The following is a 22,374-nucleotide window of genomic DNA, read 5'->3' as shown; positions in this document are numbered from 1 at the left end:
CCATGGCCGATCCTGATGGATTGCAGCATGTCGCCGTTCCCCTGACTCCAGAAGTCTCCAAATCCGGCGATATTCTGTCGATCTCCGGGCCGGAGCGCGACCTGCTTTGCGCACTCTCATATGTCCATCTCGCGTGCGGGCAGAGCGCACACAGCCTGGCTCTGTTGCGAATTGCAGCTCGCGAGCATTCCAACGACGTCGGTCTACTGCGCATTCTAGCCTACACTCTCATCGCCGAGGGCCTCGGCGAGGAAGCACTCCATGTGCTGGACCGGCTGGACGCACTTGATACGCAACCTTCTTCCCGCATACCGATGACGCTGTTGCGCAGTCACGCACTGCGGCACGCTGGCCGCATGGCCGAGGCTCGCGAGGTCTTCCAGACCTATGTGTCATTGCGCGCGAGTATAGCCCTCATCCGAAAGCAATAGGGATCTATCATGGCCAACACCTTGCGTGACTTCGTCGTGCGCGCTCCGGCCCACCCGGATTTCATGGTTGCCTTGATGCTGCTTCTGGCGATCGGCATGATGATCATGCCAATCCCAGTCATCGTGATCGACATGCTGATCGGCTTCAATCTTGGCTTTGCCATATTGCTGCTGATGGTTGCCCTCTATCTCAGCACACCGCTTGATTTCTCGTCCTTGCCGGGCGTCATCCTGATCTCCACCGTATTTCGGCTGGCGCTGACGATTGCAACAACACGGCTGATCCTCGCCGAAGGCGACGCGGGCAGCATCATTCACACCTTCGGCGACTTCGTCATTTCAGGGAATATTGCGGTCGGAATCGTCATATTCTTGATCGTGACCATGGTCCAATTCATGGTTCTTGCCAAGGGTGCCGAACGCGTCGCAGAGGTGTCGGCGCGCTTCACGCTTGATGCCCTACCAGGCAAGCAGATGGCGATCGATGCGGAGCTACGCAACAGCCACATCGATCAACACGAAGCACGCCGCCGACGTGCCGCCTTAGAACAAGAGAGTCAACTTCATGGCGCTATGGATGGTGCCATGAAGTTCGTTAAGGGAGACGCGATCGCCGGGCTGATCGTGATCTGCATCAATATGCTGGGCGGAATAAGCATCGGCCTGCTCTCCAAAGGCATGTCGCTCGATGAAGCGCTGCATCAATATACTCTTTTGACGATTGGTGATGCGCTCATTTCGCAGATTCCGGCGCTGCTGCTGTCAATTACCGCCGCGACCATTGTCACGCGCGTCAACGGACCTTCCAAACTCAAACTCGGCGCCGATATCGTTCACCAACTTACCGCAAGTACGCAGGCACTTAGGCTAGCCGCCTGCGTCTTGGTATTCATGGGGCTCGTTCCTGGCTTTCCTTTGCCCCCGTTTGTCGTGCTCGCCGTCCTGTTCGCTGCCGCAAGCTACGTCAAGGTCGGCCCCAAAGACGATAAGCCTGCCGCCAAAATGGGAGTAAGCACCGGGGCATCGGCGCCGGCTCCTGCAGCGGTCCAAAAGCAGACCGCACATGCGGAAGCCCTTCCGATCGCGTTGTTCCTTGCACCAAACCTGACGGATTCGATCGACAAAGACGAGCTGGAAGAGAGTATTTCGCGTGTTTCAAGGCTCGTGTCGGCGGACCTTGGCATCACCATTCCGCGGATCCCTGCCCAGATCGGCGAGAGCTTGTCCTCGTCGCAGTTCAGGGTCGATGTCGATAGTGTGCCAGTTGAGCGCGATGTGATCAATCCCGGGCACTTGGCACTCAATGACGATGTGGCGAACATCGAATTGTGCGGCGTCCCCTTTCAGCGAGACCCTGAAACGAACCGGGTCTGGATCGAAGAACGGCATGCAGCGGCTCTCAAGGCTGCCGGAATCGGATATCATCGGCTAAGCGAAGTTCTTGCCTTACGTCTCCATTCCACATTGACACGCTTTGCACAGCGCCTGGTCGGCATTCAGGAAACCCGCCAATTGCTCGCCCGGATGGAGCAGGAATATCCTGATCTGGTGAAAGAGGTGCTGCGTACGGCCACCGTCCCTCGGATCGCTGAGGTCCTGCGTCGCTTGCTCGACGAGGGCATTCCAATCCGCAATACCCGCTTGCTATTGGAGGCACTGGCAGAATGGAGCGAGCGCGAGCAAAACGCCGTCCTGCTCACCGAATATGTTCGTGCTACCCTAAAACGCCAAATCTGCTTCCGGTATGCTAATGCCCATCGCGTCGTGGTTGCCTTTATCATCGAGCGAGAGAGCGAGGAAATCATCCGCGGCGCAGTACGGGAAACGGCCGTAGGCCCATATCTCGTCTTGGATGAATGGCAGAGCGAAAAGCTGCTTGCACAATTTCGTCAAATCCATGCGACCATCGCGCAAAGTAAGGGCCAGCCTGTCGTCCTCGGTTCGATGGATATCCGGCGTTTCGTGCGCGGTTTTCTCACGCGCAACGGGATCGACTTGCCTGTTCTGTCCTATCAAGATCTCGCCGCGGACTTCACGGTCCAGCCGATCGGATCCGTCAAGCTTCCAAAGGCGCCTTCCTCAGGAGGGCACTTAACAGCTGCAAGCTAAGAGTGCGCAGCACTACCTCGTGAGTAGCCGATGAAATCTAACCACACCAGCTGCCGCTATTTTTGCTCCGCCAGTCCAAGGCTGCGGCCGGCTCTGCTTGCGATGCTGACTGTTATGCTGCTCACTGGTTGCGCTACCGCAGACAAATACGGCCTTTCACCGCAGCAGACGTCCGCATCAGACCTCGCAGACAGCAAAGAGATCGACCCCGCCGCGCGCGAGCGCATTTCGCATGCGCTCGGCCGAGATGCTGATGAAGGGGCTTTGCGCGACGCATTGAAGCAACAGCCGAACAACATTGATGCGGCTATTCCTCTTGCGCGAGCCCTGCTGGCACGCAACCGTCCGAATGATGCGCTCGAGGTGCTCGACGGCGTGCTATTGGCAGCCCCTGGCGACCTGCGCGCATTGAATGCCAAAGCAGTTGTTCTCGATCACGAGGGCCGGCACCAGGAAGCCCAAGCGCTATACCGCCAAGCTCTCGCGGCGGAACCTGCAAACCCGATGCTGCGCAACAATTTTGGACTGTCCCTCGCCCTTCAAGGCAAGATGGACGCCGGCGATGCCAGCGCAGCACCGCAGGGGGGCAGCCGGACAACATTGGCTCGTTCAAGATAGGGAATCAAGAGCGGGCGGGAATAGCGAAGCGCGATGCTTAGCTGTCAGCTTGCCGACAGCTCGGCTTACTATGAGCGCGGAAACTCCAATCGGCGCGGCCTCCGCCGACATAAACAGGACGTGTTATGTTTCAAAACACTAAAGCTCTATCTAACAGCGAACGTTCGTCCGAGCTCGATGAAATAGGAACGAGCTCGGATGATGACTCCTACACCGACAGCCAAAGATTCTCGGATGTGTTCTCTGCTCTGAATTTGGCGCCATCGAGCTCCTCCTTTGATACAGCTTTGGCAGCAGTCCCGCCATACTCGCTGGTTGACGAGCGGCCGGTGGTTGAGATCTCACAATCTTCGTTTGAGAATAAGCTGGCAGATTTTTATGGAGGAGACATAGAGGATATTGCTGCCAATCCGCAGCGATACTCGCGCTGGGTGTCCGAAAAGGCTCAACGCACAGCGGACACTGCATTTCGCTTCGGCATGAAGTCTATTTCGGAGAAAGCGCGGTTTTTCAGCTATCAGCTTGGGAACAAAAGCGTCGGGCTTCTGAGAACGGAACCTGGAGGCGACATGAGTGAGCTGTTCAAGGGCAACAATGATTGGCGCAATCAATTTCCAGGGCGAGATGAAATCACCTCAACGATAGCTTTCCGGGTTACTCATCCGCTCGTCGAGAACGCTGGCGATATCTTGCTTGAACATCAGCTCCAGATCGACGGAAACAAACCGCTCGTTCTCTCCCACTCTTCCAATCCGGAAGCGAAAGCCCGCGCAGCAGCGTTGGGCTTTGTTGAGGTTAGTGACTCGATGATGGTGCTAGACCCCACCAAGCACGATGACAAATGGAAGAACGAAGGCGGCAATTGGCAGCGGGCGGGTAAACCGCCTTTGTATCTTGCCGCGACTGACGAGAACGGCGGCAATGCCAAGTATACCGAGAGTGTAGCAAAGCCCGCGAACGATCCGTATGATGATGAATATGACTTTATGTAGAGCCTACAGGCATCACACGAAGAGCAATTGGCCGGATCGGCTGAGGCAAGATCAGGCTTCATCTCGTTTCCTGCTGCATGTACTCTTGAGCACCGACGTCTTTTCCGCACCCGCAGGGGTGATTGAACTGTACGGTGGGTCCTCTCGTCTGGCGGAATCAAGCCGGACGGGCAGCAGATCGATTATCTCTCGAACTCCGCAGTCTCGTGTTTCCTCCTGATCTGCAGCTTGCCCAGCTAAGGGCCTCCTCGGATCAGCCGAAATGACGCGGTCTATAGGCACTGCGAAGCTACAGCGCGATGGCGGCGCATGATCTCCATGACAGCCAGACCGGCGATGTGAGGATCTCCTCCTCAGCCTTCCCGGGTAAGAACTTGCTCGAAAACAGTTTTCAGCCCTTTAGCCGCCGGAGCGGACGGCATGATTGGTTGGCAGGCTCTTGGCGGCATGAACGTCCTCCGGGAGGAACACATCCTCATCAAACCCGCTCGGCACTGCTACATCCACGCCCTTCTGGCATCTTGTCGTTCGAATAAGAGAGGAGAAATAGCGAAGTAGTTAAAATGAGCCAGCAGGCTCGGGATGGCAACCGCAGTCACATGAGCGCGATCTGGGGGTGCCCTTGGTGGCCTTAATCTGAGTGACTTGTTGGCAAGTGATTTGAGGACGGTGAGCGGTGCTGCTCGGCTTCCCTTTGCCTTCACAAACCGCGACGGCACGCAAGTGTGACTTCCTCTGTCTCATCGAAGTTATCGCTGAGCAGTTGTTTACCTCGCGGGTCAACAACCGATGGGCTTAGCGGCACATCTTCTCAATCGCGCCCCCCCGCGCCACCTGATCGGCGCGGCCGATAACCTACGCTGTTGTCGCACGTTCATCCTGGACTACTTCGGCCCAGTGTACTCGGAGGAGCTGCTCGCTGGCAGAAATATCGTCAAGCCGCCCATCGTGCAGAGCGAGATGTGTGACGGCAAGCTGCCGAGTGTTGTGCCAGCGTATATATCGCGCTTGATTTGCCCCCAAGTCTCCACGAGACGCCAAGTTCTCCTGAGACGTTGTGCGCAAGGTTGTGTTCACGACATGTCGGCCGTTACATTTGGCCACGATGCAGCTCGCGGTCACCGCCAGGACGAGCTACCACTCTGCCGCGCTCGATCCATCGCTATTCGAGATTTCCGTCATACCAAAGCCTGGCGCCAACCTCAGCCCGATCGAGCGCTGCATCGACGAGGTAATCGCCGGCATTGCCCATAATCCCGCGAGTGCCGAAGATTTCCAGCGGGCGAAGACGCGGCTAATCGCGCAAGTCGCCTACGCCCAAGACAGTCAGGAACTGCTCGCTCACTGGTATGGCCGCGCCCTGACGACGGGACTATGCATCGAGGATGTACAACGCTGGCCGGACGACATCCGAGCGGTCGGCGCACCGCAGGTGCATGAGGCGACGCGGAAATGGCTCGACAAGAGACGAAAGGTTACCGGCTATCTCGTCAAAGAGTCTACCCCGCAACACTGGGAGACGCTCTAGTGATCCATGCTTGCACTCGACGCGGGATCCTCCTTGGAGGAACCTCCCTCTCCATGGCGATGCTCGCTTCGTCAAATTCGCATCCCGCACCACGATCACGGGACCGGACCAGGATCAAGCGTTTGATTTCGTCTTGCGGCATAGAAGCCTGATTCGTGCAGGACTCCACTGTCCCATTGATCTCGATGGAATATGCCTTCACCGGCGGCGCGACTCAGGATCCCGCTCAAAGACCTGGCGTAGCCCACATGGTTTCTGGGCTGCTCAAGGAAGGTTCCGGCGAACTTGACTTCAAGACCTTTCATCAGCGGCTGGATCGCGATGCCATTGAGCTGCGTTTTCACGTGACCCATGATCACTTCCGCGGTGCCTTTCGCACGATCAAGGACAGCGCGGAGGAGGCCTTCGAGCTTTTACGGATCGCGTTAACCGCGCCGCGTTTTGAGGCGGCCGACGTCGAACGGAACCGTGCCGCTGTGCTTGCGCGCCTTCGGCACGACTCAACCGATCCTTCGTCGCTGGCTCGCCGCAAGTTCCTCGAAGTCGCTTTTGGGGATCATCCCTATGCTCGCCCAGTCGATGGCTACTTGGAAAGCGTGCCGAAGATAAAGGCCGAGGATCTCAAGGGTTATGTCCGGCGCGTCATTGCAAAAGACACGCTCAAATCGCGGTGGTCGGGCGGGGCCGATTCAGAGGCCGTCTGCAAGCTGCTCGATAAGACCTTTGGCGGCCTGCCGAGCAACGCGGAAGCGATGCCGGTCGACATCGCAGCAAAGCCGCCGCAGCGGGTCTTTATTCAGCTCGATGTGCCGCAAACAGTTGTGACTTTTGGCGGTCCAGCCGTCCGTCGCAGCGAGCGGGATTTCATGTCCGCCTTCGTCAACCACATTCTCGGCGGCAGCGGCCTGACGTCACGCCTGTTCCGCGAAGTCCGCGAGATGCGCGGACTTGCTTATTCAGTCGGTGAGCAGCTTGTCTGGCTGGATCATTCAGCCATGTTTCTCGGTACCAGCGGCACCTGCGCCGATCGGGCCGGCGAAACGGTTGAAGAAGAGAAGCAGGTCCGACAGATCGCCGGGGAAGGACCGACTCAGCAGGAGCTTGAGGACGCAAAGTCCTACCTGAAGGGCTCGCAACTGGTAGCTCTCAACACGTCATAAAGATGGCGCGAACGCTGCTGCAGCATCAGCTTGACAAGTTGCCTATCGACTATCTCGAAAACCAGAATGCCGTCGTCGATGCGGTGACGCTGGAGGAGCCAAGAGAGCAGCGCAGCGGCTGTGGGTCGGGGCCTGCTCACAATTATCGTCGGCCGCGCCCCAAAGGACGCAGGGCAGGCGGCCATTGTGCCGTCCGGGACTACACCCCCGCCGGGCGCCGATCAGCTAGACGCCGGCCCGACGACGCCGCCCAATTTATTTTCTAGCAGCCCATGTCCTTAGCTCTCGCGCGCAGAGGGCCTTTAGCCACTCAACTTTAGCTTGTGGAGATATTCCTCAGCATGTCAAAAAGACGGCGATCTGATCCAGTAGACCTTTGAGGTCTGCGAAGCCATAGCCGGACCGCTAGCATCGCGCTGATTCGCGCTTTCATCGAGCTCGCAATCTGACGCTACGTAAGACTCGGTCTTCCATTAAAATTAGATAGCCGCAGCGACAGCATCCATAGCTAACCTACGGCACAACGATCACCTGGGCAGACTTTGATTCTTGCCCGGCATATTCCAGCTGCACACAAACCTCACGTAAATCACCAGTACAAGTGATTACTCCCATTCCCGGAGCTGCATCATCACGCGACGTTACTCGCTAGATGTTGAAAACGTTTATCAGTTGCAGAGCTCTCGCATCGGCGGTTCATTGCCCCTTCTTTCCGCCATGTTCGCACCCAAAGCAGAGACACGCCGATAGCGCAATTTGCGCGTGGCAATAAGAGCTCAGGAGATGTTTCTATGGTGAAGCCAGTGGTAATTGTGGTCGGTGCGGACAAGGGAGGAGTCGGCAAGACGACCGTATCACGAACGCTACTGGACTACTTTAGCGTCAATAACGTGCAAACACGCGCGTTCGACACAGAGTCGCCCCGGGGAACGCTGAAGCGCTTTTACCCCGGGATCACTGAGATCGTCGACATGACTGCGACGGCGGACCAGATGAAGATCTTCGATACCTTGAACTCAGGGCTGTCCGTCACTGTCATCGATGCTCGCGCAGGCCTACTGTCCTCTGCGCTGTCTTCCTTGCGCGACATCGGCTTTCTGGACTCGGCGCGGTCTGGCCAGATCACATTTGCCGTGTTCCACATCCTGGGATCATCCATCGCGTCGCTAGACGAGATCGAGGAAACCGCGACTTTCATGAGCGGTGCAAAGTACTACCTGGTCAAGAACTTCATCAACGACACTCAATTCTTCCAGTGGGATCAAGCCACTTATAATTCCTATTTTCATCGCATCAAACATGCGACTGAGTTGACTATCCCGAAGCTTAACGAAATGGCGTATGAGCAGGTGGAAGTCGCGTCCGTCCCATTCATAGACTTCGTAGCGAACAAGGGACGGAATGATGAACCTGCGAACAACTCCTTCGTGCTGCGCGGCTATGTGCGGCACTGGTTGGCAAATGTCTGGAGCGAATTTGATCGCATCAACTTGACGGAATTGGCCGGGGCCAAGTCCGCCACCCGGGCCGGCGAGAAGTAGCCGTATATCCGGCGAGCTCGGGCCCACGCACGAAACGAAATTGATCTGCTGGCTATGTTAGCGACCCCCATCTACATCATCTGCTCACCTAGCCCGCAGGTCGGTAAAACCCTCATCGCTCGGACCATGAGCGAGTTCTTGCTGCTGAAAGACGGCATAGCGCTGTCGTTTGACGTCAACTTGAAAGAGCCGTCATTGCTCGACTACCTGCCCAACATCACCGAGACCGCGGATGTGATCGACACTTACGGCAAGATGCAGCTGATGGACCCTCTTATCGTTCACGATCGTGTACCCAAAGTAATCGACCTGGGCTTTCACGCCTTCGACGAATTCTTCAAGATGTGCGAGGAGATTGGCTTCGTGAAGGAGACGGCGCGCTGCTGTGTCACCCCTGTCGTACTCTTCGTCGCGGGCGCAGATCGCATCTCCTTTCGCGGTTACGAGATGCTGCGGCGGCGGATTCCCCCGGCTTCGCTGGTCATCATCCACAATGAATTCGCGCTGCGCGGCGGATTACCTGAAGCGATGGACGGCGATCGGGTGATTCGAATTTCCGCACTTCCGCTGTTCCTTAAGAGATATATAGATCGGCTTGGCTTTTCCTTCACTGGGTATCTGCGCAACGAGAAGGACTGGTCCACCGAGCTGCATCAATGGATCCGGCGGAATTACAGCATGTTTCGCGATCTGGATTCGAGTGTGACGCTGCGAAGGTGGGATCGGCCGCGGGGGACGGACATCGGTAGCCTACGTTGCACAAAGGCGACTTAGAGATTGGTCTGATCCCCCATCTATTTGTCTGGCCTATGAGAGGCCGTTGAACGCTGAGTTCAACGGCGCCCGCAACGTGAACGCATCAATTGTGTTATGCTAATCTTCTCTTAAATGTCCATCCTATACCGTGATCGTCCGCACGGACGCACGGGCGCAGTTAACAGAGCTCATTCGACAATGGCTCATGCAGACTGTCCGTCATGCAGGCAGTCCGTCCCGGAAGGCGTCGATCAAATTTCTGACTTTGTGGGCGGCGAGGCGGGTCGACGGGCCTTTCTTCGGAGGTGCGCTCATAGCTGGAGTCCGAGCCTCCCGAGGACCTTATGCATGAGCGCGCTTTTGATCTCGCGGGCAATCTCGTTTCGTATCTGGGCGCCGAGGACCCGCTCGGCATCGGCATCGCCTGTCAGACCATGCTCAGCCAGTCGCTCATCCAAGCGCGTTTCAAACTGTACGCCCATGGCGTCGACGAGCCGCTCCTGCATTCAGCATAGACTTGGGGTGCGATGCGCCTCACCGCGCTTTCCCATGGTTGCCAGCGCGCCGCCAAATAGTCCGGAAATTCCGCCGCTTCCTGGTCCCGCACTGATGCCTCGGCCCTGGCACATCCTCCTGGGTCACACGAGAGACGTTCATGAAGCGCATGTCAGGAGCGATGTGCCTCAGCTCCAGCGCGTCCCGCAGCTGGGTCTGGTAGGCAAGGTAGACCTCGATCTCATCGACGTCTGCGCCGGGATCGGCACGACGTAGCGAGTTGACCCTCTCGCGCGCGATCCCATCAAGCGCTTCCAAGCGAAACATGACGCGGCCGTTCTGGAGCAACTCCCCCAGTCGTCCGTCATAGACGCCGTCCTCGACATCAGCGTTCAGGCGTGCAGTTTGCATGCTGTTCCAGACCAATGTAGTGCGATCTTCGCAGCTCGCGTTCGCTCCCGAAGCCAACTCGAAATACTGCTCGCGCAAACGCGGCCTGACGGCTGCCTGCCGCAGATCTTCGGCAACCGCCTGACGGAACGTCTCGTGACGGTAGTTCACGGTGCCCCGGAGCCTGTCAAGGAAGCGTGCATAATCCGCGCCCCCCGGCTCATGGGCGAAGTGTTGCCAAGCGGCCACGACCGTGGGCTCGCCCTCGAGCCAGTCCCCGGCAACCTCGTGCATGGACCGCGCCGCAACCTCCAACGCTCCATGCGTGGTGGAGAAGAAAACCTGAGGGCCGGCATAGTGTCCGGCGTGCATCGCTGTGTCCAGGCCGACCTGCACCCAATCGGCGGGCCGATTATTCTCCGCATTAATGCTCGACTCTCGGCTTAGGCGCGTCAGCAGGGTCTCGGGCACGCTGGTCAGCTGATTGTTGCTGGCGCCGAGCCAAAACAGCTGGTGCGGGACGGTCGCAGGCAGGTTGGTCAGGCGGTTGTGGCTGGCGCTAAGCCATTCGAGCCCGGCCGGAAGAGGCTCGGGCAGCTCCGTCAACTGATTGTACTCGACGTTCAGATACTCGAGCCCCGCCGGAAGCCGGGGGAGGTGGGTCAGGCGGTTACCGCTGGCGTCCAACTCCTGAAGCGTTGCTGGAAGGTGCTCGGGCAGGCTTGCCAGCTGATTGTTGTCGACATTCAGGCGGCGCACGCCAGCTAGAATGGGCGCAGACAACGCAGTCAGGGACAGAGACGACAAACCTAGCGGCTCATCGAGATCACCCGTGCCCCGCCAAGCCCTCGTTCGACTTACCGCCTGTTGCCGATCCTCATGTTGCCCCTGCCCGTCTTCGGCAGCCCAGTCGGCCAGCACCTCCTACTGCCAGGCAGCCGCCTCAGCAGCGGACGCCTGCAGGTCCCTCAAGGCCTCTCCCCACTGCGACGCGGTCGGAGAGCCCGGTTGGGAGCTTTCGGAATCGGAAGTTGCGGAAGGAGTACCTGCGCCGAGCTGTTCTGCGTTCATCGATATGGTTCTTCGTTAGCATAATGGAGCGAACGCGCCGGGTCAGCGCATCTTAGAACTGGTAGTCCCCCACTATCGCTGACACTCCACCGGCCGACCGAAACGAGGCGTGATCCCACAATCAGGCTGTCCCGCACGACCGGCGCGAGTACGCTTCTGCAAGCGCGCCCCCCCGAGCAACTGCAGGCAGTGCAGCGAGCCAGGCGACATCTCGCCCGTGGATGGCTGATATCGGAGCCCACCCCGGTCTCGCCTGCGAGATCTGAGCCCTTTGAGCCGAGCCTGCGAGCGAGTAGCGATGTTCATCATATGGAAGCTAGCTGTCGATAAACTGACGGACACCGGAGCAACGAAAAGACTGCATCGATTTCTCAACGTTAAGTTCGGCCCTGCGCAGACGAATAAACTCGAGCTAGACCGACTGGTGCCGGGTGCAGACACGACGGCAGCGGCGCCCTTACGCCGGCTTTGCTGTGGCTTGGGGCGAGCTAGCCCCACTGTCACTCTCCGCCTGGCTCAAGACCTAGTCCTTCTGATTTTTGTTCATTCTGTAGTTTTTGGCAATGCCATCGGCAATTACGAATGCCCGTAGCAGCGCGGATCTATTTAACTACTCTCCGGCCACACCAATCCTGTGGAGCGCTGGAATTGTGCAGGACACACGATCGCGGCGCCGTGAAAACGCGAGGATCTACCCCAATTCATCGTCACACGAGCAGTGTAGGGTGATATTGATTGGCTAAGAGTTGCTACATCGAACTGCTCGCCGCGTCGCGGAAGAACGGCGCAGGAAGTCGCAAGTCCTAGACTCAACTAATCGGCAGGAATGCAAAGCCGAGGGACGGCCGCTCGACGACGATCGCCATGCTTGATACTTCAGGGACGAACATCTGTGATGACTTCGATTGATGATACACTAAGTGAGATCAGATGGCTGCGAGACGAAATCTGGCGCTGCCGTCGGTTGCTTAATGCTGGTCTTCCTGGCGCGGAGCGCAAGCTCGTTGAGAAGCGTCTACTTGAACAGCTTTCTGCCTTTGAAGGGCTCTTGTCGACGGCGTTTCCATTGGCCTTGGGGTCCAAAGTGTATTCTGTCGATAGCACCACGATCGGGCGAAGCGATTCCTCTGAAGCGGTCATCAAGAACGCCGCGATGGAATCGTTACCTTCGGCAAGTCGATCAGCGGCAAACAAACGAGTTTCCTAGCTCAATCTGTTGCCCTGAGGCCGGCGGTCCAGCCGAAGGTAATTCCAAGCTAAGAAATGTAAGAAAACCGTTATGATCTTCTACCTGTCACAACCGACTTCGCCGCCTCCCTAAACCTAGTCGCCGGCCACGACACCATAGATTGGCGAGTAGTACAGAATTCCTGCATATGTCCGGCCCATTATCTCTACGGCTGTCGCAGAGTGTCCGTCGGACACTTACAGCGAACCGATAGCCTTCTGACGAATGCCTCGAAGTCGCCGAATGCTGCAGCGCTAAATAAAGCACAAATGCTGCAGGACGAAATCGAAATTCGGGGCGCACTACCACCTCGTAACACGAGTGGGCGCACTGTCTATCGCTGATCGAGGCCGAGCGATTCACGGATCAATCCTCAGATAGTTGATCTGTACCTCGGCAGGTTGATGCCCCAGCCCGATCGCCTTTCAGCCACCACGCTGGCCGAACCCCAGCGCCAGTCAGTCCGAACATCTCACTATCGTCCGAGTTCGCAAATGCGGCCCTCACTCTCGATGAAGGCCTACGGGACGCCTGTTCAGAGATTCTCTCGGTCCGTCGTTTCCGTCCGCGGCGGTTGGCACCATGCGTCGGCATTCGCGGCGCAAATTTTTGAAATTATCCTTAAGACAAAAAAAAGCCACGTCAACATCGCTACGGCCTGTAAAGCGGTCACAGAAGCGGATCAGGTCTGGTTTGCACGACGCCAAGACGTCCTCGGCGCGACGATCTCGCGCGCGAGCGTGTGCTGTGAACCACGTCGCTGCGATCGCGATCGCAGCGAGGGCGGCCGCGCAGCGATGCGCGTTGCAAGTCCAGCCCATTCGTCGTCCCTGATTCAACACACCTCTCTTAATCCGCATATGCTTCACTACTTTTCTTGCCCGGCGAGGGGATACGTTTACCGGATTGGAGCGCCTCGGCAGCCACTGGCTCGCTGTCCCGGGCCGACGCAATGATTAGGGGGCCCGAATCATCGTCCCGCAGTTCGCAACACTCATTCCGAAGACCGGGATGCAACAGGGACCGGCCGTTTAGCGCATGTGTGCCGATGTTAGCTCCCGATACGGCGTTTTGCTTCGCAATGCCTACAACCTGACGCTACGGTCGATTCAAGCACTTTAAACGCGCAAGCATCATGCCGTCTGCGAGAGGCATCGTATCATCTTCGGGTGCCATCTCGTAGCTCCTACATGTGCGGTTAGTGACGCGAACGTCCAAAGTCTTACAATAAGATGCAGCAATTTAAGACGCTGGGCGGACACCGATACAAAGCCTGCCCTGCCACTAGTCGGCCAGATATTCGTTGAAACGGCACACGGATTGCTGGGCGAGGATCAGCCAGTTGCCGCGAAGGAAGCGGTGGCGGCGGACCGGGGTTCCAATGAGGCTTATTCGATTCATCCTGATTGATCTGGCTTTGATGCTGCTCGCACCTGAGAATGCAAAGGCCACGATTATGGGGACCTGGGCAAACTTCAAATCGGCTCGCGAAAATCTGAGATGCTTGAGGTCGATTTCCGTCCCGAAGCCGGTATTCAGCCTTGACGTGATCCGACATCTTTGCCGGCACACGTCTCAAGCCGCGCCATTCGAACATTCAGCAGAAGCTCTCGGCCCGCCAAGGAGACTGACAACCTCGCGCGGCTGGAAAGACGCTTACCTCTCGATGGCTAGTGCACCGGACAGCGTCCCATTGCCACGAGCCTAGCGGCTCGGAGATGCTCAACAAGACTGAGGTCTTGTCACCGATCTGCGGTCCGCTCTCCCACCTTATGGTCCTCACGCAAGCTGAAAAAAGCGTGCTGGAGCGGAATAGAATGGATCGTCGGAGGCATGGCGATGACTTGGCGATCACCTCCATTGCAGCCACCGGGGTCGTGACACAGATGAAACGATACAGCACATGCGCAGGTTCATCAGAGAAGCTAAAAAGGGCTATATTGAAGTTGCCTTCAACGGCTCTCCCGCAGGCATTCCGCTGGATACGCAATTCAGCCTACCCGCCAAAGGTGTCACAGCGTTTTTTGGTCCCCCGGGGTGCGGTAAAACTACACTCGCGCGCTGCATCGCTGGCGTGCAGCGTCTACCAAATGGATTCTGTGCGATTGATGGGGAGATTTGGCAGGATGAGACGACGTTTCGACCACCTCATATGCGTCGCGTCGCATATGTCTTCCAGCCACCGATTCTCTCCTCTCAATTGTCTGTACGACGCACCCTTTTATACAACGCGTCAAAATCGGAACCGACACTAATCGATTTTGATGGCGTGGTCGAATTGCTCTCCTTGGCCCCACTGCTCGAGCGTTCGCCATCACATCTTTCCGCGATCGAGCGACAGCGACTTGCCCTTGGCAGCGCGCTGTTAGGCCAGCCTCGGTTACTCTTGCTGGACGATCCACTTCTTGTGCGCGACCGCGCCGCCAAATGCGAGATCTTGCCATTTCTCGAGCGCATGCGGCAAACACTCCCACTGCCAATGATCTTCATAAGCCATGACATGGCCGATATCGAGCGTATTGCCGATCAGCTCGTCATGATGAAAGATGGCGCCGTGACGGGGGCCGGTCCGCTCAATGTCGTTCAGGGCGAGCCGGCGCTTGCCGGGCGCGGCGACGCGGCAGTCTGTCTTGATACGGTGGTCGGCGGTTATGACTGCCGCTATGGGCTGATCATGCTCCGCTTCAAGGCTGCGCGCCTTCGGGTACCTGGAGTGCCGCTTAGACCGGGCGCGCAGCTGCGGCTGCGCATTGCTGCCGACGACGTCAGCATTGCGTGCGAACGCCCGCGCGGAAGCTCTATCCTCAATGTATTTCGAGCACGCATAACAGCCTCCCTGCCGCACGGCGAGGCCGAGGTCACCCTGGTTCTGAGCCTTGAAACCGGCCGTTCTAGCGTGCCGCTCTTGGCACGCATCACGCGCCGCTCCTTTGATGTGCTACGGCTCAGCATTGGAGCGGAAGTATTCGCGGAGGTCGCGCGCGCCGTTCCGCTCGGGCTCCCGAGCGGTTGCTTGCAACGCCCGCCGCATCCGAATGAGAACCTTCGACAGATATGACAAGATGCTTGAAAAATACCAACAAGATCTTGGCCGTAATCTTGATGAAATAGATCCGAATAGCCTCGTGGGCAGTTCTCTACCTTCCAAAAGACGATGTCGATAGGTACTGGCCGAATTCGCTCACGACGTCGCGCAGCAGGGCGTAGGCGTCGGCCGCAGGCGCAGCGACACGCGAGGCGAGAACATGGCGCACACATTGCGCTCGCAATCGACGTTGCGACGGGACAAGATCTAGGTTTCCCAACCACTCGGCGCCGAGCCTCGAGATCGGCAAATTCGCCGAACAACGAGAAGCAGCTGGGTGGGGCCTTCGCGCCGAATTCGTTACGATAACCCGAGGCGTACCAGTCCTAGCAGACGTTTCGAAAACATGCCTTGCCGGCTGGCGAGCCTCACCACGAACGTTGACACGCCGCCGTCGTGTGATCGTCCACTTTTGCAGCAGCAGTGGTTCCATATCTCAAGCGGCGGCGCGCAGCAGCTGCGATTATTGGTCACAACGATACCGGACCACTTGAAGGTGACATTGAGGCTGCCGAGACGTCGGCTCGGAAATCATTCATCGGAATCGCTGGCCATCTCCGGCAACCACCTTTAGCTCGGGCGTTGGCTCCTGGCCACCTCGATGCCCTGCGAACGCGCCGATTGTGGACCTTCGATGGCGAAAGGTCGCAGTTCAACCGGCTTCGTCCGCTAAATGGCCCAAGCCGACGTCAATCCCTAGTCGCCTCTGCAGTGCCATCGGTCGAGAACGAAATTGCTACGGTTCAGGACTGGCTGCCGTGTCCGCGCCAACCGCCCAGCCTGCGCTCTTGTGTCGAGCTCAAAGCCACCGCGATCGTAGGCATTCGTCTGCAGGCGTAGGGAGTGTTTCTCAGGGTGGCCCCAACGCGTTGTGCGAGCGCAGATGCTCCAGGTGACCGTCGGCTTAGCGGGATCGAGGCACCAAGCGCGCGAATATGCCTGTAAACAAGCCGCTGGGCTCATCTTGTCGCGCCCATTCCCGTCCTAAGAAGGGGTGGCATATAGTTTGCTCCACCAGTGAGGTCACGATCCAAAAACCCAAAATGTGTGAGGACAGCATGCTCGGAATTGGAAGTCAGTTGCCGCCGTTCGAAATCACAGGCGTGAAGCCCGGTTTTCAAGCGCACGAACAAGAAGGACAGAGTGCATTTGAGACGCTGACCGAAATGAGCTTTCCGGAAAAATGGAAGATCATCTTCTTCTATCCCAAGGACTTTACCTTCGTCTGCCCGACGGAGATCGCTGAGTTTGCCCGCCTTTCCAAGGAATTCGCTGACCGCGATGCGATTGTACTGGGTGGATCGACCGACAACGAGTTCTGCAAGCTCGCTTGGCGGCGCGCCCATGTCGACCTGCACAATCTACCAATCTGGCAGTTTGCCGACACAAAGGGAATGCTCGTCGATGGTCTTGGTGTGCGTTCGCCCGAAGGGGTTGCCTATCGTTACACCTTCATTGTTGACCCCCAAAACACGATCCAGCACGTCTATGCGACGAATCTCAGCGTGGGGCGCAGTCCTAAGGACACACTCCGCGTCCTGGACGCACTGCAAACGGACGAGCTCTGTCCCTGCAACCGCGAAATCGGCGGCGAAACATTGAAAGTTGCTTGACGCCGCATGTCGTCGATCGAACAATTATACGACAGGATTCCCGATTTTGCGGAGGATGTCAGGCTTAACTTGACCTCCTTGGTGACCGATGAGACGCTTTCGCCGCAACGAAAATACGGGGTGCTGGTGGCGAGCGCGATTGCCACCCGCAATTCAGATCTGATTGCCGCGGCCGAATCTGCAGCCTCCACCGTGATGACACCTGTAGCGATCGCTGCAGCGAAAGCTGCGGCGTCTGTAGTCGTAATGAACAACGTCTACTACCGCTTCGCTCACCTCGCTTCCAACCCGGAATACAAGACGATGCCGCCGCGGCTGCGTATAGACGTGATCGCCAATCCCGGCGTGGACAAGGCCGATTTCGAGCTCTGGTCGCTTGCTGTCTCCTCCATAAACGGCTGCGGTGTATGCATCGATGCCCATGAGAAGACACTGAAAGCCGCAGGCGTCAATTCGGAAGCCATCCAGACCGCCGTGCGCTTTGCTGCGATCATACAGTCAGTGGCGATTGCAATCGAGGCCGCTGGGCCTGTCTCCCCTCGGGCAGGAGACTGATCTTTCCTCTGCCATTCGCTCCAGGGCATTGTGACGCTACTCAGTGGCGCCACAACCAACCCTTTGCGGCTTTCGAACGAGTGTGATATCTGCAAGTCATGCCTTGCGCAGCGTTCCCATGACGCGTGTCTTGCTCGAATATTCCTCGCCACCCAACGGACGGTGAACGCGCCACGGATACGGTGAGATGACGCCTAACGTTGGTCCCACACCTGCCCGGCGACCTTTCATCAACCAAACTTGAACAGAACGCCATATCCGCCACGCGGATGGCTCCATTGGATGTCGCCGGTCGGCTCGGCGATCACGCGGCAGGTACCGCACTCGATGCAGCCGTCAACTGCTATCTCGACTTGGCCGTCATTGTTGAGCTCGTAGCATCGCGCGGGGCAGGCCTTCAAAAGTGCGAGGAGCTGCGGCGATGGCGTCTTATGCGCGCGTATCCTGACGTGAGGATGACCGACGTCGACAAGATAACGGTTGTAATAAAGCTTGTCTTCGACGCGCACGGAGGGTTCGACATTCATGCTTTTTCCTTTTTTTGTTGGGCTTCACACTGTTGCGGTCAGCGCCAGGCCCGGGCAAGACGACAAGCATCACCGACCAGACCTGACCATGACCGCGCCTTGACAAAGGATTTCAGGCTCGCCTTCTCCTTCTCAGCCTTGGGCGTACCATCGACGCGCACGAAGTTATGCATCGCCTTGGAGATAAGCTGCGGATAGGTAAGAAAGAAATTTTGGGAGTGGGTATGCAAGAGGGGTGGCAAATCCTTGTACTTCTTCAGATCTTTGATGACGAAGGAGTCGTCCAGCATCTTCTTGTAGACTGACAGATTTTCTGCAGTCATCGGCTTACCGCGCGATTTGATCAGACCGATCGCTTCGGCGGCGATACGGCCGGAGGTCATCGCGAGATTTGAGCCCTCGCGATGAATGGCATTGTTAAGCTGGGCCGCATCGCCCACTACGACCCAGCCTTCCCCATAAAGCTGCGGGATGGATTTGTAACCGCCTTCGGGAATGAGATGTGCCGAATATTCCTTTACTTCCGACCCTGCTATCAGGGGCGCCACAGAGGGGTGCCTCTTGAATTGATCGAGCAGGCCGTACGGCGTTTGGCCCGTGCGCTGGAAGTCGGCGACGAGGCAACCGATGCCGAGCGAAATGCACTCTTTATTGGCGTAGATGAAACCCATCCCAGTCATGCCGCGGGAAATCGTACCGGCAGCCTCGATCACGACGCCTTCATCGCCCTCGAGGTTGAAGCGCGCTTCAATGGTCTCTCGAGGCAAGAAATGCATTTCCTTCACGGCGAGCGCAACGCTATCGGGTGTCGGACGCGCGCGTAGGCCCGCACGCGTGCCGAGCAGGCCATTGACGCCTTCGGCCAGAACGACGACGTCGGCATGTATTTCCCCGTCTCGGCGATCTGTACGAACACCGATGATTCTTTTACGGTCGTCCTGCACGAGCTCTGTGACGGTCGTCTCGCACAGCACGATCGCGCCAGCCTCCCGCACCTTGGAAGAAAACCATTTGTCGAACTGGGCACGTATAATCGTGTAGCGGTTCGGCCGCTCCTCGTTGAAGTCCTCCGAACGGTAGTGCATGCCGACATGGGAACGATCATCCATCATCCAGAAGCGCTGTTCGATCACGTGACGTTCGAGCGGCGCCTCCTCACGGAACTGGGGGACCAGCTTTTCCGCCATGTCGGCATAGAGGATGGCCCCCTGCACATTCTTCGATCCCGGATATTCGCCTCGCTCGAGCTGCAGCACCTTCATACCGTGTTTGGCCATCGTCAATGCCGCCGCATTGCCGGCCATACCGGCTCCGACCACAATCGCATCGAATCTTTCTTCAATCATCAGTATCTCCTCTAGACCGCAATCCTGGCGCGCGAATCTGGCAAAAGCCGCGCTCGAAATGCCGCCGTCAGCGCCGGTAGCAATTGCATGGCATCACTGACGATCGCGAGGTGGGCGAAGTCCAAGATCGGAGCGTTCTTATCAGTATTGACGGCCACGATCAGATCCGCGCCCTCGACGCCAACTCGGTGCTGGATCGCACCGGAAATGCCCGCGGCAATATAGAGTTTCGGCCGGATGGTCTTGCCCGTCTGGCCGATTTGCCGGTCAGGCGTAACCCACCCTTTTTGCACGAGAGGACGCGAGCAGCCATATTCAGCGCCAAGCAGAGTTGCGAGCTCGCGCACCAAGCGAAAATTCTCAGGCGATCCCAGCCCCAGCCCGCCCGCAACCACCACATCGGCATAGGCAAGATTGGACGTTTCTGCATCGCGGTCGGGTAGGAACGACAATACTTTTGTAACTATATCGTCTTCGACAAGGCCGAGCGGATGAACGATGATACGAGCGGGATCGCGCACAACCCGTTCGGGCATCGGCATCACCCGCGGGCGGACAGTGGCCATCTGCGGACGATAATTCAGAGTATAGATTGTGCAGAGCAGCGAGCCGCCAAAGGTTGGACGCGTCGCCGCAAGTGAACCATCGGCGTCCACGTCCAGCGCGGTGCAGTCGGCAGTGAGCCCCGTCGACAGAGTCGTCGCCACGGAACCTGCGAGATCACGGCCGAGCGTCGTCGCACCCAACAGCAATATCTCGGGCTTGTAAGTGTTGACGAGTTCGGTAAGCGCTTTGGTATAGGATTCGTTGCGGTAATCCGACAAAACGTTGTCGCTCACGAGATAGGCTAGATCGGCGCCATAGCAAAAGGCTTCAAGTGCTGCATTACGTGTATGCTGCCCCTCCGGACCGATAACGACGGCCGCAAGATTCACCTTTAGCTTGTCAGCAAGGCCGCGCCCCGCCCCCATGAGCTCCCAGGAAACGGGATGCACTTGGCCACGCTCCAGCTCGACGAAGACCCAGACGTGCTTGTAGGACTTGAAGTGCTCCGGCAGTTCTTTTTTGGCTGCACCGCGCCCGGCCCCGGGTGGCATGGCCTTTCTGCTGACGTTGCTCATAGTCTAAATTCCTCTCAACGATAGGCGCACCCGCGCCACGGTTTGCTTTTTTCGCTCTCGTTAACTGAAGTTCACTTTTGGTCAGCAAGTGGCTGGCTGGTCTGCCCGCTTGTGTGCTCGCACCGGTCGTACAACAACACGTGTCGTCGCAATAGACGTACCCGTTCGGTCGGATTTGGAGAGATCTTGCAAACTGACCCCTTGCGCGCCAGGTTCGACGAGCGCCACCGCGGCTGGCCAGGACGCCGTGCTGATTCCAACCGGCCGCTCCCAGGCCCGGTTGATGAGTCCGTTCGCCACGCCTCCTGCGCTAGCAGTCCGTATGGGCCGATGCTACCGCTCTTCGTGGCGTCGTTTCTATCTCCGAAGAGATGAAGACAAATCCGAGCGGAATCGGGAGCCGATTCGATGCGGATGCTGTGCATACCCGCCACAGGAGCAGCGCGAAGGGGACACTTATTCATTGACCACCATCTCACCGTCGCTACGAAACTGCGACCGCTTCAGAGACCGTTGGGAAGGGACCTGCCGGGATCGTGCGCCTCGATACGACGGCGCAGGGCGGCTCGGCAGGCAGTAACAGCAGCATCATGGCTCCTCCTTCAAAATCATCGCCGACGCTACCATCTGTCGGCATCGATGATCGGATCAGCAGGACATCAGGCAAGTGTCGTACCAGTTGCAAAGACGATTGAAAGTCGGTGGGAAGTAATGGCTTGCGCGACACTCCAAACAGCTGCTGATGTCGTAGTCACGAACAAGACAATTCAGACATGGCCGGGAATGCGACAGTCGTTGCTGGGGTGGTGGCCGCAGAGACTTGCCCCGGAGAATAGAACGCTCGCATTCACGGAGCGCCGCGGCTCCGTCGGGCAGATTCCGTTTACAGTGGAACGCTAAGTCACTTCAACTCGCTCAAAGGGACAAAGGCCGCAGGTTTCCTAGAGTCTGCGACGGCATCCTTCAAAACCTTGAACACTCGCTCCTGGATCGGTGACGATGCTACGAAATCTGCATAGGCCTGTTCCAACATGGCTTTGCATCGAGCTCTGATTTCCAGCTCTGCGGCACCAGCAAAATGCTCCTGGGCGAAGTATTGTCCCATGCGCTTTAGAATGTGAAGGCGCGCGACATCCACGATCTTGGGGTCGTACTCGACCCCAAGCAGCAAAAAAAATTCCTCTGCCGATGCGGCCTTTCCAAGTTGATTCAAGATATCCGCTCCTGGTGATGAGTTGGTCATCGAACATTCTCCTTCGGATTAGTTCTAAACAGCGCCCCCACTGAGCGGGTCTGAAATACTAAAGCGACGCGCGCGCGGCTTTCGCGGGGCTATCAATCTGATGAGAACTCGGTGATGGCGCGGAGGGAGTTCTCATCATTGACGACGAGCTCATGTTCGCCCTCCGGAATATCCTAGTACTTAATTCGCCCATTCCCCCTAAGTCCTGATGACCACACAGCTTGGAGCCGGCATGGATATCGTAGGTTGGGATCACGTATTGATCGTGGCCACCTTTGCTTCGATCGCCACGTCGGGACCGGCTTCCGGCGTCCGCGCACCAGCCCGTGATGGCGAGCGAAAGATCCGCTTTGATGATGGCGTGGATGTAGCGATGTCTTTGTTGCCCATGGACGGTGTTTCCGCCGCAGTCTTTTTGCTCCGCCCCACGCCGGCGGCCGCGCAATCGCCAGCTTCTCCTCGTCGGCGAACGCAACACCACGTGCCTGCTGGGCAGGGCGTAGTGGCGTCTGGTTTACCGCGGTAGATTGGCGCACGGTTGTATCGGACCAAGCCGATTTGGCGA

19 protein-coding genes and 1 pseudogene are annotated in these 22,374 nt (G+C 57.7%); 14 read left to right on the top strand and 6 right to left on the bottom strand.

Translation table 11 applies throughout. The features are described 5' to 3' along the window. Positions 1-2: 2 nt before the first annotated feature. From XH80_RS20195 to XH80_RS20155, 9 genes and pseudogenes are all read left to right on the top strand, one after another. Positions 3-431: a hypothetical protein gene (locus XH80_RS20195; protein ID WP_271600075.1), complete on the top strand. Its 429-nt coding sequence runs from the start codon at positions 3-5 to the stop codon at positions 429-431. A gap of 9 nt (positions 432-440) precedes the next feature. Then, positions 441-2,540 (top strand): type III secretion system export apparatus subunit SctV, encoded by a 2,100-nt coding sequence (gene sctV / locus XH80_RS20190; protein ID WP_271600074.1) that lies wholly within the window; start codon positions 441-443, stop codon positions 2,538-2,540. A 30-nt stretch (positions 2,541-2,570) separates the two neighbouring features. Next, positions 2,571-3,158: a tetratricopeptide repeat protein gene (locus XH80_RS20185; RefSeq protein WP_442869159.1), complete on the top strand. Its 588-nt coding sequence runs from the start codon at positions 2,571-2,573 to the stop codon at positions 3,156-3,158. Between the two features lie 125 nt (positions 3,159-3,283). Next, a complete protein-coding gene (locus XH80_RS20180) occupies positions 3,284-4,150 on the top strand; it encodes an Effector protein NopP (protein ID WP_271600072.1) in 867 nt (288 codons plus the stop codon). A 1,096-nt stretch (positions 4,151-5,246) separates the two neighbouring features. Further along, positions 5,247-5,678, top strand: coding sequence for a hypothetical protein (locus XH80_RS20175; protein ID WP_271600071.1), 432 nt, complete (start codon positions 5,247-5,249; stop codon positions 5,676-5,678). Between the two features lie 59 nt (positions 5,679-5,737). Continuing rightward, positions 5,738-7,120, top strand: a pseudogene (locus tag XH80_RS20170) (M16 family metallopeptidase). Between the two features lie 509 nt (positions 7,121-7,629). Beyond that, positions 7,630-8,379 carry a hypothetical protein gene (locus tag XH80_RS20165; RefSeq protein WP_271600070.1) on the top strand — a complete coding sequence of 250 codons (750 nt, stop codon included), beginning with the start codon at positions 7,630-7,632 and terminating at the stop codon, positions 8,377-8,379. Between the two features lie 54 nt (positions 8,380-8,433). Beyond that, positions 8,434-9,153, top strand: coding sequence for a hypothetical protein (locus XH80_RS20160; protein ID WP_271600069.1), 720 nt, complete (start codon positions 8,434-8,436; stop codon positions 9,151-9,153). 326 nt (positions 9,154-9,479) lie between these two features. Next, entirely contained in the window at positions 9,480-9,650 is a 171-nt protein-coding gene (locus XH80_RS20155) for a hypothetical protein (RefSeq protein ID WP_271600068.1), read from the top strand. 19 nt (positions 9,651-9,669) lie between these two features. On the opposite strand, the gene XH80_RS20150 is transcribed toward XH80_RS20155, so the two are convergent. Further along, entirely contained in the window at positions 9,670-10,827 is a 1,158-nt protein-coding gene (locus XH80_RS20150) for an NEL-type E3 ubiquitin ligase domain-containing protein (protein ID WP_271600067.1), read from the bottom strand. Between the two features lie 1,159 nt (positions 10,828-11,986). Here XH80_RS20150 and XH80_RS20145 point away from each other — a divergent pair. From XH80_RS20145 to XH80_RS20130, 5 genes are all read left to right on the top strand, one after another. After that, positions 11,987-12,298, top strand: coding sequence for a hypothetical protein (locus XH80_RS20145; RefSeq protein ID WP_271600066.1), 312 nt, complete (start codon positions 11,987-11,989; stop codon positions 12,296-12,298). A gap of 1,924 nt (positions 12,299-14,222) precedes the next feature. After that, complete coding sequence (modC, locus tag XH80_RS20140) at positions 14,223-15,377, top strand: molybdenum ABC transporter ATP-binding protein (protein WP_271600065.1); 1,155 nt, start codon at positions 14,223-14,225, stop codon at positions 15,375-15,377. A 269-nt stretch (positions 15,378-15,646) separates the two neighbouring features. Then, on the top strand, positions 15,647-15,898 hold the full coding sequence (locus tag XH80_RS44050) for a DUF2478 domain-containing protein (RefSeq protein ID WP_442868660.1): 252 nt from the start codon (positions 15,647-15,649) through the stop codon (positions 15,896-15,898). A 564-nt stretch (positions 15,899-16,462) separates the two neighbouring features. Further along, a complete protein-coding gene (locus tag XH80_RS20135; protein WP_271600064.1) occupies positions 16,463-17,017 on the top strand; it encodes a peroxiredoxin in 555 nt (184 codons plus the stop codon). A gap of 6 nt (positions 17,018-17,023) precedes the next feature. Next, a complete protein-coding gene (locus tag XH80_RS20130) occupies positions 17,024-17,572 on the top strand; it encodes a carboxymuconolactone decarboxylase family protein (RefSeq protein WP_271600063.1) in 549 nt (182 codons plus the stop codon). Positions 17,573-17,802: 230 nt separating this feature from the next. Here the strand turns inward: XH80_RS20130 and XH80_RS20125 are convergent, their stop codons facing one another. The 5 genes from XH80_RS20125 to XH80_RS20105 form a co-directional block, all read right to left on the bottom strand. Further along, positions 17,803-18,099, bottom strand: coding sequence for a ferredoxin family protein (locus XH80_RS20125; protein WP_271600062.1), 297 nt, complete (start codon positions 18,097-18,099; stop codon positions 17,803-17,805). Between the two features lie 38 nt (positions 18,100-18,137). Then, entirely contained in the window at positions 18,138-19,445 is a 1,308-nt protein-coding gene (locus tag XH80_RS20120) for an FAD-dependent oxidoreductase (RefSeq protein WP_271600061.1), read from the bottom strand. An 11-nt stretch (positions 19,446-19,456) separates the two neighbouring features. Next, a complete protein-coding gene (locus tag XH80_RS20115) occupies positions 19,457-20,566 on the bottom strand; it encodes an electron transfer flavoprotein subunit alpha/FixB family protein (protein ID WP_271600060.1) in 1,110 nt (369 codons plus the stop codon). A gap of 901 nt (positions 20,567-21,467) precedes the next feature. Then, on the bottom strand, positions 21,468-21,809 hold the full coding sequence (gene nifW, locus XH80_RS20110) for a nitrogenase stabilizing/protective protein NifW (RefSeq protein WP_271600059.1): 342 nt from the start codon (positions 21,807-21,809) through the stop codon (positions 21,468-21,470). A 252-nt stretch (positions 21,810-22,061) separates the two neighbouring features. Then, a complete protein-coding gene (locus XH80_RS20105) occupies positions 22,062-22,199 on the bottom strand; it encodes a hypothetical protein (RefSeq protein WP_271600058.1) in 138 nt (45 codons plus the stop codon). Positions 22,200-22,374 lie beyond the last annotated feature (175 nt).

The sequence above is a fragment of the Bradyrhizobium sp. CCBAU 45384 genome, from assembly GCF_028128665.1.
Lineage (GTDB): Bacteria > Pseudomonadota > Alphaproteobacteria > Rhizobiales > Xanthobacteraceae > Bradyrhizobium > Bradyrhizobium manausense.
This window is presented reverse-complemented; position numbering and strand designations above follow the sequence as displayed.

Bases quoted from the DNA above. Each gene is read 5' to 3' on its own strand.
- XH80_RS20195 (WP_271600075.1), top strand. From the start codon at position 3: ATGGCCGATCCTGATGGATTGCAGCATGTCGCCGTTCCCCTGACTCCA.
- XH80_RS20125 (WP_271600062.1), bottom strand. From the start codon at position 18,099: ATGAATGTCGAACCCTCCGTGCGCGTCGAAGACAAGCTTTATTACAAC.
- nifW (WP_271600059.1), bottom strand. From the start codon at position 21,809: ATGACCAACTCATCACCAGGAGCGGATATCTTGAATCAACTTGGAAAG.
- XH80_RS20160 (WP_271600069.1), top strand. From the start codon at position 8,434: ATGTTAGCGACCCCCATCTACATCATCTGCTCACCTAGCCCGCAGGTC.
- XH80_RS20155 (WP_271600068.1), top strand. From the start codon at position 9,480: ATGCATGAGCGCGCTTTTGATCTCGCGGGCAATCTCGTTTCGTATCTG.
- XH80_RS20135 (WP_271600064.1), top strand. From the start codon at position 16,463: ATGCTCGGAATTGGAAGTCAGTTGCCGCCGTTCGAAATCACAGGCGTG.
- XH80_RS20185 (WP_442869159.1), top strand. From the start codon at position 2,571: ATGAAATCTAACCACACCAGCTGCCGCTATTTTTGCTCCGCCAGTCCA.
- XH80_RS20145 (WP_271600066.1), top strand. From the start codon at position 11,987: ATGACTTCGATTGATGATACACTAAGTGAGATCAGATGGCTGCGAGAC.
- XH80_RS20130 (WP_271600063.1), top strand. From the start codon at position 17,024: ATGTCGTCGATCGAACAATTATACGACAGGATTCCCGATTTTGCGGAG.
- XH80_RS20120 (WP_271600061.1), bottom strand. From the start codon at position 19,445: ATGATTGAAGAAAGATTCGATGCGATTGTGGTCGGAGCCGGTATGGCC.
- XH80_RS20105 (WP_271600058.1), bottom strand. From the start codon at position 22,199: ATGGGCAACAAAGACATCGCTACATCCACGCCATCATCAAAGCGGATC.
- sctV (WP_271600074.1), top strand. From the start codon at position 441: ATGGCCAACACCTTGCGTGACTTCGTCGTGCGCGCTCCGGCCCACCCG.
- XH80_RS20115 (WP_271600060.1), bottom strand. From the start codon at position 20,566: ATGAGCAACGTCAGCAGAAAGGCCATGCCACCCGGGGCCGGGCGCGGT.
- modC (WP_271600065.1), top strand. From the start codon at position 14,223: ATGCGCAGGTTCATCAGAGAAGCTAAAAAGGGCTATATTGAAGTTGCC.
- XH80_RS20165 (WP_271600070.1), top strand. From the start codon at position 7,630: ATGGTGAAGCCAGTGGTAATTGTGGTCGGTGCGGACAAGGGAGGAGTC.
- XH80_RS20180 (WP_271600072.1), top strand. From the start codon at position 3,284: ATGTTTCAAAACACTAAAGCTCTATCTAACAGCGAACGTTCGTCCGAG.